Here is an 11,707-nt window from a genome sequence, read left to right on the forward strand (position 1 = left end):
CGGTCAGTCTAGCCCCGCACGCAGGCAATACACGTCCATGATCCAGCCCTTCGCGGCACGCAATCGGGCCCGTCGCGCGACGATCTCGGCTTCCACTTCGCGCAGCGGCCCCGAAATCAACACCTCGTCGGGCATCCCGAGGTACGCACCCCACCAAATCCACACGTCAGGATCGGTGAGCTGAGTAAACGAGCATTCGCCGTCGAGCATCACGACCGTCGAGCCCGGTCCCAGTCCCGATTCGCGCAGGTTGCGCCCGGTCGTCACGTGGACGGGTTCACCGATCCGATGCAGGACCATCCGATGCTGCGCCGCCAGCGACGACACGCTTGTCACGCCGGGAATCACCTCGTACTCGAAGTCGATGTTGCCGCGCGCAAGCACGTTTTCGACCATCCGCAGCGTGCTGTCATAGAGCGCTGGGTCGCCCCACACGAGGATCGCGCCGACGCCGTCGAGATCGGCAAACGCGGATTCGAGCAGCTCAGCGCGGCGCGCATGCCAGTCACGCACGGTTTCGGTGTAGTCGCTTGGGGTGCGGTCACGCGGCGGATCGGTGAGCTCGATTAGCCGGTGCGGGCCGGGGACATGCTCGGTGAGAATCGCGGTTCGCACGTCGACAAGCTCCTGCTTCTCGGCACCTTTCCCGATCACGAAGAACCCGTCGGCGGCCCGCATTGCCTTGATCGCCTGCATGGTCACCTGGTCGGGGTCGCCCGCGCCGATACCGATCACATAGAGCTTGCGCATACTGCCAGACTTTGCCAGGTGCGTACCTAAGTAGAATCGCCAGGCGTGGCCACCCCTGATACCCAGTACGAGGACCTGCTCCGGCACGTCCTGGAGCACGGCACACCCAAAGCCGATCGGACCGGCACCGGAACCCGCAGCATTTTCGGACATCAGCTGCGCTATGACCTGGCGAAAAGCTTCCCGTTGATCACCACCAAGCGGGTCCATTTGAAATCAATCGGCTACGAACTGCTGTGGTTTTTGCGCGGCGACTCGAACGTCTCGTGGTTGCGTGAGCACGGGGTTTCCATTTGGGATGAGTGGGCCGACGCCAACGGCGAACTCGGTCCGGTTTACGGCGTGCAGTGGCGTTCGTGGCCGACGCCCGACGGCACCCACATCGACCAGATCGCCCAGGTTTTGCACACGCTGCGCACCGATCCCGACTCACGTCGCATGATCGTTTCGGCGTGGAATGTGGCCGATCTCGACAAGATGGCGCTTGCCCCCTGCCACGCGTTTTTCCAGTTCTACGTTGCCGACGGCAAACTGTCGTGCCAGCTCTACCAGCGCAGCGCTGACCTGTTCCTCGGCGTCCCGTTCAACATCGCGAGCTACGCGCTGCTCACGTTGATGGTCGCGCAGCAGACCGAACTGGAACCAGGCGAATTCATCTGGTCCGGCGGCGACATTCACATCTACGACAACCACGTTGACCAGGTGCGCGAGCAACTCACGCGCGATCCCTACCCATTCCCGACGATGCATCTGCGGCCTGCGACGAGTCTGTTCGACTACACCTTCGAAGACTTCGAACTCAGCGACTATCAGCATCACCCCACGATTAAGGCCCCGGTGGCGGTGTGAGTCGGCTGGTCGGACAGATCTGGGCACAGTCACGTGACGGTGTGATCGGCGTCGATGGCGGTATCCCCTGGCAGCTGCCCGAGGACATGGCGATGTTTCGCGAAGTCACGACGGGCCACCCGGTGATCATGGGCAGGCGTACCTGGGATTCGCTCCCGGTGCGCTTCCGCCCGCTTGCCGACCGGCGCAATATCGTCGTGACCAGGCAGAACGACTGGTCGGCCGAAGGTGCCGAACGCGCGTCGTCGGTGAAAGAGGCGCTTGACCTGAGCGCACCCGACGACACCTGGATCATCGGCGGCGGCCAGATCTACGCCGAGGCGATGCCGTATTCGACCGTGCTGCTCGTCACAGAAGTCGACATCACCGTTGCGGGCGACGCCTACGCGCCGGCCATCGGCCCCGAATGGCACGCCGTCGACACGCCGTGGCAGACGTCGAAAACCGGCATTCGATTTCGAATTCTCCGTTATACGCGCGACTAGGGAAACGACTGGTTATCGGTCGCGGGAAATGCCGATGACCGGCCGGTGCCGTCGTGCATACTCGCCTGTATGGACAAGAAATCGCTGATCGCGGTGGCTCGTCAGCAGCTCAAGCTGGCCGCAGGCTCATCGAGCGGACGCAGTTCGTCGACGGTGTACGGCGGGCACACGCACGCGCTGCGCCAGACTCTCGTCGCGCTCACCGAGGGACAAAGCCTGGCTGAGCACGACGGCCATTCCGACGCCACGATTCAGGTGCTCACCGGCACGCTCGTCCTGATCGCGGGAACCGATGAGTGGAAGGGCTCAGCAGGCGACCTATTGGTCGTGCCGCGCGTGCGCCACAGCGTGAAGGCCATTGACGACGTCGCGTTTCTGCTGACCGTCGCAATTTAGACAAATCCGGCAAATCAGTTGCGCGGCAAGGACACACCCGCGCACTGAGCGAACCTGTCGGTACGGGCCAGTATTCTTGATCACATGGCTGAGCCCCAGCGTGTCCTCGAACCGCTCACCGCGGCCGCGATCTTTCTCGTCGTCACTATCGACGAGGGCGGCGAGGCCGCCGTACGCGACCTCCTAACCCAGCACCCCGCTCTGCAAAAGTCGGTCGGTTTCCGCAACCCCGACACCGAACTCAACCTGGTCATCGGCATTGGCTCCGACGCATGGGATCGCCTCTTCACCGGCACCAAACCCCGTGAGCTGCACAAGCTTCCGGCCTACGACGGCCCCAAGCACACCGCACCGTCCACGCCTGGCGACCTGCTTTTCCACATTCGTGGCGAGGACCACGGGCCGTGTTTCGAACTCGCGAAAATGATCGCGACCTCGCTGCGCGGGTACGCGACGGTGGTCGAGGAAACCGCGGGCTTCCGCTACTACGACAAACGCGACCTACTCGGTTTCGTCGACGGCACCGCCAACCCAATTGGCGATGAAGCTGTCCAATCGGTCTACATCTGCCCCGAGCTCGACCCCGATTTCGTCGGCGGCAGCTACGTCGTCACGCAGAAGTACACGCATCCGCTGGAAAAGTGGGAAGCGCTCACCATCGAGGAGCAGGAACGCGTCATCGGGCGCACGAAGCTCTCCGACTACGAGCTTCCCGACAGCGTCAAGCCGCCGAGCAGCCACATCATCATGAACACCATCAACGATCCCGACGGTGTGCAGCGTCAGATCGTGCGCGCGAACATGCCGTTCGGTACCGTGGGAACGGCCTATTTCGGCACCTTTTACATCGCCTACTGCAATACGCCTTCGGTCATCGAACGCATGCTTGAGCGCATGTTCCTTGGCACCGCCGACGCGCCCTACGACCGCATCCTCGACTTCTCCGTCGCACAGTCGGGTTCGCTGTTCTTCGTTCCGCCCATCGAGTTCTTCGGCAACCTGCCCGCAGCGCCCGCGGACGTCGCCAACGAGAGCGACCCTGTCGTCATCCCCGCATTCGAGCCAGTGATCAGAGCCAACGCCGCCGCGGAAGGATCTGGGCCCGCAGCAGGTTCCCTCGGTATCGGCTCCATGAAAGGAAGTCAGGCATGAACAACCTTTATCGCGAACTCGCGCCGGTCACGTCCGAAGCGTGGGCGCAGATCGATGAGGAAGGCGCGCGCACCTTCAAGCGCAATATCGCTGGTCGGCGCGTTGTCGACGTTTCGGGGCCACACGGCGACACCTACTCGGCCTACAACCGTGGGCGCATTCACCGCATCGAATCGCCCGGCGACGGTGTTGCCGCGACGCAGCGCATCGTATTGCCGGTGATCGAACTCACCGTGCCGTTCACGATGTCGCGCGAAGAGCTCAACGATATCGACCGTGGCGCGCCCGACCCCAACTTCGATTCGCTCAAGGCCGCCGCGCAGAAGATCGCGTTCGCTGAGGACCGCGCGATCTTCGAGGGGTACAAGGCCGCGGGCATCGTCGGCATCCGCGAAGCCAACTCCAATCCGGCAATTACCTTGCCCGACAACGTGATTGACATCCCCGACGCCATCGAGCACTCGCTCACCGAACTGCGCCTCGCAGGCGTGAACGGGCCGTACTCGATCGTGCTCAGCGCCGATCTTTACACCAAGGTCAGCGAGACGTCCGACCACGGCTACCCGATTCGCACGCACATCGAGCGGCTCATCGACGGCAAGATCATCTGGGCGCCCGCCATCACTGGTGGCTTCGCGGTCACCACTCGCGGTGGCGACTACACGCTGGCGCTCGGTGGCGACGTCTCGATCGGCTACTCGTCGCACACCGCCGACACTGTCGAGCTGTACTTCTGGGAGTCGTTCACGTTCTACATGGACACCACCGAAGCCGCTGTCTCCCTCGGCTAGCTTTGACCGCGAAACACGGATGAGGGAGTGACGAAGATGTCGACTGTGCGCGCGGGCGTTGTGCCAACCCGACGAAGTTTGCTTTACGTTGTCGTCGGGCTGGGTGTCCTCGCGGGCATGGTCGGCCTTTTCCTCGCGATGTTCGGGCTCAACCGCGTCGTTACCGGGCTGCTTGTTGGCACCATCGCCGGGATCGCGGCCGGTGCCGCGCTGTTTGTGCGCGATGTTGTCGAGCTAACCGAGCACGCCATTTACGCGCGCACCCCGTTCCGGTCGAAGACGGTGCCGTGGGATTCGGTGGTCGCTGGCCGGTTCGCGCTCGACGAACAGTCACGATGGGCGCTGGCGCTCGACCTCGCCGATACCGAGGAACTGGTGTTGCTATCGATCCCGCCGGTGCGTCGCCCGGTTGCCGGTGCTTACGACATGCGTAAGCGCGAGCAGGTCACTGAGATTCGAGAGTTGTTGCGGGCCAAGCGGATTCCGATCACGGTGTTGCCGCAGATCGCGGGGGCGTTGAACCAGCATTGGCAGATCGCGCCGCCTACGTCGCGGTAAGGGGGCGTCGCCGTTCGCGCCGCTCGAACTGGCCCCGCATCGGCACGGGTGGCGCAGGTCCCCGTCGGTGCGGAAGGCGCGGGCGCGGGCTAGGTCAGGCGAGCGAGCAGGGCAGTTGCTTCGGCGCGCAATGCGGTGAGGTCGCCCGCTTCGCCGACCACGCGCGCGATGCCGTCGGCGATCACCTGGTCGAGGTCGGCCGGTGCGGTTCCCGCATCCGATCTAATGCCGATCATGGTTTCGACCATGCGGAAAGGCAGCACGCGAGCTTCGTCGGAAAGTGATGCGGCACTGAGGGATTCGCCTGCCAGTCGCTCATAGTGCTCGCGCAACTCATCCCGACGGCGACGGAACGCTTCGAACCGTTCCGTCCGCAATTCCGGGAGCAAATACAGCGCGCCCAGGTTCCAGCGCGCGGTGCGCAATTGGCCTAGGTCGAACAGCGCTAGCGCGTAGAGCCGCACTGCCGCGGCGACCGTCTCGTCGGCCAAGCGCTGCGCGAATTCCACTGGGCCAGCAATGGTTTCGGCAAGCAGCGCGTCGAGGATGTCGTCTTTGGAACTGAAGTGGTGGTAGAGCGACGCCTGCCGGATGCCGACCGCATCTGCGACCGCGCGCGTTGAGGTGTTCGCGTAGCCCTTCGTGGTGAACAGTTCGCCTGCCGCGTCGAGGATTTCCGCGCGCGGGGTCTCGGCTCGCCGACTGCGTTGTTCGAGCCGGGGTCGCCCGGGACCAAGATTGCTCACGCGCCCAATTCTGTCACTGCCGTTCAGTTCCGTTGACAACGCACGTCGGCGGCCGTGTTCACCTGCGACGATGCCGATCGGTCTAATTCCTGTCACTTGATAGAAATCGACGCAATCCAGAAGTAACCGGCCGTCGCAGAGTAGATACATCTACGTCACCGTTCGCGCGATCGGCCACGCAAAACTATCGACTGACAGATATTGGCCGCACCGCCGAAGGACACCGACATGGCCACCACCGTCGCGCCACCGAGCGCAACTTCCTCCCCCGGGTCAGACTCCGCCGACCTCGCTGGCTTCGGCTACGAGCCCGTCCTGCATCGCAAGCTCGGGCGCTACGCGTCGTTCGCCGCGGGCTTCTCGTTCGTCTCGATCCTCACGACGATCTTCCAGTTCTTCGGTTTCGGCTACTCGTTCGGCGGTGGTGCGTTCTTCTGGACGTGGCCGCTGGTCTTCGCAGGCCAGTTCCTCGTCGCGCTGAACTTCGCTGAATTGGCCGCGCGGTACCCGATTTCGGGCTGTATCTACCAGTGGTCGACGCGGCTCGCCGGGTCGCTGATCGGGTGGTTCGCGGGCTGGATGATGGTGCTCGCGCAGGTCGTGACCGCCGCCGCTGCCGCGATCGCGTTGCAGGTTGTGCTGCCGTCGATCTGGAGCGGATTCCAGTTCATCGGCACCGACACCGCACTCACCTCGCGCGACGGGGCGACCAACGCGGTGCTGCTCGGCAGCATCCTGCTGGTTGTCACAACGACGATCAACGTGATCGGCATCGACCTCATGGCCAAGATCAATTCGATTGGCGTGACCATTGAGATCGTCGGCGTGCTTGCGATCATCGCGCTGTTCTTCACCACTGCCGAACGTGGTCCGCGCGTTGTGCTCGACACCGCGACCGCCGTGCCTGGGCCGTACTGGGCTGCGTTCCTTGTTTCCGGACTGATGGCCGCGTATGTGATGGTTGGATTCGATTCCGCCGGTGAGCTTTCCGAGGAAACGAAGAACCCGCGTCGGGTCGCACCGCGCACGATTTTGCTCGCGTTGGCGGTGTCCGCGCTTGGCGGCGGGCTGATGCTTCTTGGCGCGCTCATGGCCGCGCCCAGCCTTGACGACGGCGAGCTTGCCAGCGGCGGGCTCGCGTACGTGATCATGTCGAAGCTCATCAGTCCGGCGGGAACGGTGCTGCTCGGCTGCGTCGCTGTCGCGATTATGGTGTGCACCTTGGCAATTCAGACCGCTGGTTCGCGGCTGATGTTCTCGATGGCGCGCGACGGGAAGCTGCCCTTCGCCCAAGCCCTTTCGCGCGTGCACCCGCGCTTTGGCACCCCAGTGTGGCCCGCGATCGTGATTGGTGCGCTTGGCATCGGGCTGCTCGTGCTCAACCTGGGCAACCCGGCGATCTTCGCGACGTTGGCCAGCGTGTGCATTGTGAGCCTTTACCTTGCGTATCTGCTGGTCACGGTGCCGCTGCTGGTCCGTCGAATTACCGGGATGCCGCCAGTGCACGACACCGATTCGACGCTGTTTTCGCTCGGGCGCTGGGGGCTGCCGATCAACGCGATCGCGGTGGTGTGGGGTGTCGCGATGGCGATCAACCTGGCGTGGCCGCGCGCTGAGGTGTACACGCCCGCTGGTGGTTCGTGGTGGCAGTTGTGGGCTGGGCCGCTGTCGGTCGCGGTGATCGTTGGGGTTGGGGCGGTCGTCTATCCCCTTGTGGGACGCCGCAAGTCGTCCGTGGCGTAGGTCGCCGGGCCCGGTCAAGCAAGTCAATTCGCGTTAACTCGACGCCATCGCAGTGAGGAAATCCTCGAATGACAACGCAGTCCACTGATGGAGCTCGCGCCCATGCCCGGGCGCAAGCGGCGGCCGCGATTCTCGAACGGCCGTCGGTGCCCGAAGGGGTCACGCCCACCGTCGCCGATCGCATTCCCGCAGGTGGGTACGCGAATCTTGTGCTCGGGCGCGGCACGCGACTTCGTATCGCCGACCCAACCGGCACCGGGTGCGCGCATCTGTTGCTCGTGCGGACGGGCGCGCCGTGGGAGCGGCTCAATGTCGCCGACACGGTGAAGGTGCCGTGGCAGGCGTATCTCGGAGTTGGGCATCCGTTGCTTTCGGATCAGGGGCGGGTGTTGGCGACGGTGGTCGCGGACACGTCGGGACACCACGACGCGCTGTGTGGGCCGTCGGCGGCTGGGCGGGCGCGGTTGCGGCTCGCGGCCGCGAAGCAGGGGCTTGCGCCGCGTGATGTTGGGCCGACCGTCGCACTGTTTCGCGGGGTTCGGGTCGAGGCCGATGGGGCGTTGACGTCGACGGGGAATGGGCCCGCTGGTGGATACGTCGAGTTGTACTTGCACCTTCCGCTGACCGTCTTGATCGCGAATGCGCCGGGAGCGCTCGGGGGTGAGGAAACCGGGCCGGTCGACGTAGTGGCTTGGCACGCCATGGATTTCGTTGCCGCCAATGATGATCCCGAATATCAGCGTGCCCTTGTCAACACCGAAGCCGCGTGGACGGCGGCGCAGAACACGGAGGTTTCCGCATGAACGTCACCGCGACCACCGTCCTCGACGAGGTTGTCCCCGCGAACGCGCCGTGGTCGGCGATTGTGCGGGCGGGCGACATCCTCGACATCATCGACCTGCATGGCAACCAGGCCGTCGACTGCCTCCTCTATTCCGCCGCCGACCACACCGACCGATACAGCGCCCAAGCGACCGTCGCCGCTCAGGGCAATATTTTCCTCACCACCGGCAGTATGCTGCTGAGCGAGAATGGGACGCCGCTGATGACGGTGGTCGCCGACGAGGTTGGCAACCACGACACCATCGCGGGCGCGTGTTCGCAGGAGTCGAACACGCTGCGCTACGGCCACCACACCGTCCACCAGCACGCGTGCGTGGAGAACTTCCTGACGGCGGCGCTCGAATGGGGTTTGGGGAAGCGGGATTTGGTGTCGAACATCAACTGGTTCATGAACGTGCCGGTTGAGGCCGACGGGACATTGGGCATCGTCGACGGCCTGTCCGCCCCGGGCAAGAAAGTGAGCTTGCGGGCGGAGGTCGACACGCTGGTTTTGGTGTCGAACTGCCCACAGATCAACAACCCGTGCAACGGTTTTGACCCGACGCCGGTGCGCATGGTGGTGACGCGATGAGCGCGACCTTGACTGCCCCAGAACCCGTGGGTACTACGCGCGCGACGACGGTCGAGGTCGTTGCGCCCGGCATGCAGACCACCATTCAGGACTGGCCCGGTCGAATTGGGTACTGGCACATCGGGGTTCCGCCTTCCGGGCCCATGGATGATCTCTCGTTTCGGCTGGGGAATCGGGTGCTTGGTAACAACGAAGGGGCGGCCGGGCTGGAGTGCACGCTCAGTGGGCCCACCCTGCGGTTCGCGGCGGCTACCTGGGTTTGCGTGACCGGTGCTGTTGCTGATGTCCGGGTGGACGGGGTGCCCGTCGAGCAGTGGCGGACTGTGGAGGTCCCCGCTGGTGGTGAGCTCTCCGTTGGGGCGATTCGGGGGCCCGGGATGCGGACCTACGTTCTGGTTTCCGGCGGGCTCGAAGTCGACGAATTTCTTGGCAGCGCAGCCACTTTCACGCTGGGTAAGTTCGGCGGGAACACCGGTGCGCCGCTTGCGGCTGGTCAGCGACTAACGCTGGGGGCCCCGAACGCGCGCGTTGCCGCTGCTGTGCCAATGGATAGCATCCCTTCCTTCGGGCGGCGCTGGGAACTTGCCGTCACCGAGGGGCCGCACGGGGCTCCAGAGTTCTTCACGCGCAATGACTTTGACACGATTCTCGGCACGGATTATGAGGTGCATTTCAATTCCGATCGCACCGGTGTCCGGCTGATCGGGCCGAAACCGGAGTGGGCGCGCACGGACGGGGGCGAAGCGGGACTGCACCCGTCGAACATTCACGACAACGCGTATTCGATTGGCGCGCTTGACTTCACCGGTGACACCCCGATCCTCCTCGGACCGGACGGGCCGAGCCTTGGCGGATTCGTCTGTCCGGTGACCGTGGTCGCTGCGGATCGGTGGAAGCTCGGGCAGCTCGCCCCCGGCGACAAGCTGCGGTTCGTCGCGGTACGGTCGGCCGATGCCGCGCCCGCGCGGGCCCTCGGTCGCGAGCGACGCGCTTCGCTTGGCAGCGTGCTGTCGGCGGGACGCGATGGCGACGACGGGGTCCTGCTGCGCACCGAGGTCGACGATGAGACCCGCGTGACCTACCGGCGGCAAGGCGACGACGGCGTCCTCATCGAATATGGCGCGCTCACTTTGGATTTGGGCCTGCGCGCCCGGGTACACGCGTTGCATCAGCACCTCATCGCGACCGCCCCGCGCGGGATCATCGAACTCACGCCGGGGATTCGCTCGCTTCAGGTTCGCGTCGATCCTGCGGTCCTCGGCATCACTTCGCTGCTCACGGTGCTCACGGAAGCTGAAGCGCTGCTTCCTGATTCGTCGCAGCTCGTTGTCCCGAGCAGGACCGTGCACCTGCCGCTGTCGTGGGACGACCCGTCGACGCGCGAGGCGATCACCCGCTACATGCACGGCGTGCGCGCGGACGCGCCGTGGTGCCCGTGGAACATCGAGTTCATTCGTCGCATGAACGGGCTCGGCTCGGTCGACGACGTGTACCGCACGGTTTTCGACGCCGAATACCTGGTCCTCGGCCTAGGCGACGTGTATTTGGGCGCGCCGGTGGCGACCCCAACCGACCCACGCCACCGCCTCGTGACGACGAAGTACAACCCGGCCCGCACATGGACCCCGGAGAACGCGGTCGGCATCGGCGGCGCGTACCTGTGCATTTACGGCATGGAGGGCCCCGGCGGCTACCAGTTCGTCGGCAGAACCACCCAGGTGTGGAACCACCGCGCCCGCCCAACAAGCACGGCGGGCCCGGGCGTAGACCGCTTCGCGACCGACGACGAAACCCCTTGGCTCCTGCGCTATTTCGACCGGATCCGCTGGCACCCGGTGTCGGCGGAAGAACTGCTCGACCTGCGTGCCGACTTCGCGGCGGGAAAGGTCTCGATCGACACGACCCCGGGCGAATTCAACCTCGCCGCCTACCGCGACTTCTTGACAACGAACGCCACCGACATCGCGACTTTCCGAGCAACCCAGTCCGAGGCTTTCACCGAGGAACGCTTGTCATGGAAGTCGAGCGGGGAACTGACGGATTAGCAATCTGTGCATCAGTATAAGGATTCGTTATAATAGAAGTCGTGCGCTGGAACATCGTGCTACTCGAACCCGTCAACGACTGGTTCCTTGAGCTCGTGAAATCGGAGCCGAGGATCGCCGACAAAATTGAGGAGGCGCTCGACGAACTCGCCTTACGTGGTCCCGAACTGGGCCGCCCGCTGGTTGACCGGATTCAGTCCAGTAGAACTCTGCACAACTTGAAAGAACTTCGCCCACGAACTCCGGCCGGTTCAGAGATTCGAATGTTGTTCGTCTTTGACCCAACACGAGAAGCAATCGTCCTGGTTGCGGGCGACAAGACGGGACAATGGACCCGCTGGTACAAGGAAGCCATCCCAATGGCAGAGCAGCGGTACCACGAATACCGAAAGACCGAGGAGGAGTCATGAAAGGCGTGCCCTGGGAAGAGACCAAGCGCCGTGCCCGCGAACTCGATCCCGAGTGGGATAGCGATGAGCGGGTAGCCGCACGTGAGGAGAGCTTGGAACGACTGCGAGCCGAACAGCGGGGCTACCAACTGGCCGAGCTCCGCAAGCAGTGCGGTGCGACTCAAGCGCAGATTGCGGACCAGATGGGTGTCAGCCAGGCGCGGGTGTCGCAAATCGAGCATGGGCAGATCACGTCTATTGACTCGGTTCGCGAATATATCCTCGCCCTTGGCGGCACCCTCGACGTTGTCGCGAGGGTAGGAGACTGGAGCGTCCGCGTCGCATGACTCTTGAAGAGCTCGAAGCACTCGCGGCCTACTACGACACCA

14 protein-coding genes are annotated in these 11,707 nt (G+C 64.3%); 12 read left to right on the forward strand and 2 right to left on the reverse strand.

The features are described 5' to 3' along the window. Positions 1-3 precede the first annotated feature (3 nt). A complete protein-coding gene (cobF, locus tag IEX78_RS10635) occupies positions 4-750 on the reverse strand; it encodes a precorrin-6A synthase (deacetylating) (RefSeq protein ID WP_188828745.1) in 747 nt (248 codons plus the stop codon). A 45-nt stretch (positions 751-795) separates the two neighbouring features. Here cobF and IEX78_RS10640 point away from each other — a divergent pair, with 45 nt between their 5' ends. The 6 genes from IEX78_RS10640 to IEX78_RS10665 all read left to right on the forward strand — a co-directional run bounded on the left by IEX78_RS10640 (position 796) and on the right by IEX78_RS10665 (position 4,981). Next, positions 796-1,599 carry a thymidylate synthase gene (locus tag IEX78_RS10640; protein ID WP_188828746.1) on the forward strand — a complete coding sequence of 268 codons (804 nt, stop codon included), beginning with the start codon at positions 796-798 and terminating at the stop codon, positions 1,597-1,599. After that, the gene (locus IEX78_RS10645; protein ID WP_308426530.1) at positions 1,596-2,084 is read left to right on the forward strand and encodes a dihydrofolate reductase; all 489 of its coding nucleotides are present in this window, start codon (positions 1,596-1,598) and stop codon (positions 2,082-2,084) included. The genes IEX78_RS10640 and IEX78_RS10645 overlap by 4 nt, the downstream gene beginning before the upstream one ends. Before the next feature lie 69 nt (positions 2,085-2,153). Further along, on the forward strand, positions 2,154-2,480 hold the full coding sequence (locus IEX78_RS10650) for a cupin domain-containing protein (RefSeq protein WP_188828747.1): 327 nt from the start codon (positions 2,154-2,156) through the stop codon (positions 2,478-2,480). Between the two features lie 84 nt (positions 2,481-2,564). Beyond that, the gene (locus IEX78_RS10655) at positions 2,565-3,632 is read left to right on the forward strand and encodes a Dyp-type peroxidase (RefSeq protein ID WP_188828748.1); all 1,068 of its coding nucleotides are present in this window, start codon (positions 2,565-2,567) and stop codon (positions 3,630-3,632) included. Further along, entirely contained in the window at positions 3,629-4,423 is a 795-nt protein-coding gene (locus IEX78_RS10660; protein WP_188828749.1) for a family 1 encapsulin nanocompartment shell protein, read from the forward strand. Before IEX78_RS10655 ends, IEX78_RS10660 begins: the two co-directional genes overlap by 4 nt. A gap of 36 nt (positions 4,424-4,459) precedes the next feature. Continuing rightward, complete coding sequence (locus IEX78_RS10665; protein WP_188828750.1) at positions 4,460-4,981, forward strand: PH domain-containing protein; 522 nt, start codon at positions 4,460-4,462, stop codon at positions 4,979-4,981. Between the two features lie 89 nt (positions 4,982-5,070). Here the strand turns inward: IEX78_RS10665 and IEX78_RS10670 are convergent, their stop codons facing one another. Beyond that, positions 5,071-5,727, reverse strand: coding sequence for a TetR/AcrR family transcriptional regulator (locus IEX78_RS10670; RefSeq protein WP_188828751.1), 657 nt, complete (start codon positions 5,725-5,727; stop codon positions 5,071-5,073). A gap of 228 nt (positions 5,728-5,955) precedes the next feature. Here IEX78_RS10670 and IEX78_RS10675 point away from each other — a divergent pair, with 228 nt between their 5' ends. The 6 genes from IEX78_RS10675 (at position 5,956) to IEX78_RS10700 (ending at position 11,665) form a co-directional block, all read left to right on the forward strand. After that, the gene (locus IEX78_RS10675; RefSeq protein ID WP_188828752.1) at positions 5,956-7,470 is read left to right on the forward strand and encodes an amino acid permease; all 1,515 of its coding nucleotides are present in this window, start codon (positions 5,956-5,958) and stop codon (positions 7,468-7,470) included. A 68-nt stretch (positions 7,471-7,538) separates the two neighbouring features. Then, a complete protein-coding gene (locus tag IEX78_RS10680) occupies positions 7,539-8,273 on the forward strand; it encodes a DUF1989 domain-containing protein (protein ID WP_188828753.1) in 735 nt (244 codons plus the stop codon). Then, entirely contained in the window at positions 8,270-8,884 is a 615-nt protein-coding gene (locus IEX78_RS10685) for an urea amidolyase associated protein UAAP2 (RefSeq protein WP_188828754.1), read from the forward strand. Before IEX78_RS10680 ends, IEX78_RS10685 begins: the two co-directional genes overlap by 4 nt. Continuing rightward, positions 8,881-10,929, forward strand: a complete 2,049-nt coding sequence (locus tag IEX78_RS10690; RefSeq protein ID WP_188828755.1) for a 5-oxoprolinase/urea amidolyase family protein — start codon at positions 8,881-8,883, stop codon at positions 10,927-10,929. Before IEX78_RS10685 ends, IEX78_RS10690 begins: the two co-directional genes overlap by 4 nt. A 41-nt stretch (positions 10,930-10,970) precedes the next feature. Further along, on the forward strand, positions 10,971-11,339 hold the full coding sequence (locus tag IEX78_RS10695; protein WP_188828756.1) for a type II toxin-antitoxin system RelE/ParE family toxin: 369 nt from the start codon (positions 10,971-10,973) through the stop codon (positions 11,337-11,339). Beyond that, positions 11,336-11,665 (forward strand): helix-turn-helix domain-containing protein, encoded by a 330-nt coding sequence (locus IEX78_RS10700; protein ID WP_188828757.1) that lies wholly within the window; start codon positions 11,336-11,338, stop codon positions 11,663-11,665. The genes IEX78_RS10695 and IEX78_RS10700 overlap by 4 nt, the downstream gene beginning before the upstream one ends. Positions 11,666-11,707 lie beyond the last annotated feature (42 nt).

The organism is Nocardia camponoti (genome assembly GCF_014646135.1).
GTDB lineage: Bacteria > Actinomycetota > Actinomycetes > Mycobacteriales > Mycobacteriaceae > Nocardia > Nocardia camponoti.

Bases quoted from the DNA above. Each gene is read 5' to 3' on its own strand.
- IEX78_RS10655 (WP_188828748.1), top strand. From the start codon at position 2,565: ATGGCTGAGCCCCAGCGTGTCCTCGAACCGCTCACCGCGGCCGCGATC.
- IEX78_RS10690 (WP_188828755.1), top strand. From the start codon at position 8,881: ATGAGCGCGACCTTGACTGCCCCAGAACCCGTGGGTACTACGCGCGCG.
- cobF (WP_188828745.1), bottom strand. From the start codon at position 750: ATGCGCAAGCTCTATGTGATCGGTATCGGCGCGGGCGACCCCGACCAG.
- IEX78_RS10700 (WP_188828757.1), top strand. From the start codon at position 11,336: ATGAAAGGCGTGCCCTGGGAAGAGACCAAGCGCCGTGCCCGCGAACTC.
- IEX78_RS10685 (WP_188828754.1), top strand. From the start codon at position 8,270: ATGAACGTCACCGCGACCACCGTCCTCGACGAGGTTGTCCCCGCGAAC.
- IEX78_RS10660 (WP_188828749.1), top strand. From the start codon at position 3,629: ATGAACAACCTTTATCGCGAACTCGCGCCGGTCACGTCCGAAGCGTGG.
- IEX78_RS10680 (WP_188828753.1), top strand. From the start codon at position 7,539: ATGACAACGCAGTCCACTGATGGAGCTCGCGCCCATGCCCGGGCGCAA.
- IEX78_RS10675 (WP_188828752.1), top strand. From the start codon at position 5,956: ATGGCCACCACCGTCGCGCCACCGAGCGCAACTTCCTCCCCCGGGTCA.
- IEX78_RS10650 (WP_188828747.1), top strand. From the start codon at position 2,154: ATGGACAAGAAATCGCTGATCGCGGTGGCTCGTCAGCAGCTCAAGCTG.
- IEX78_RS10665 (WP_188828750.1), top strand. From the start codon at position 4,460: ATGTCGACTGTGCGCGCGGGCGTTGTGCCAACCCGACGAAGTTTGCTT.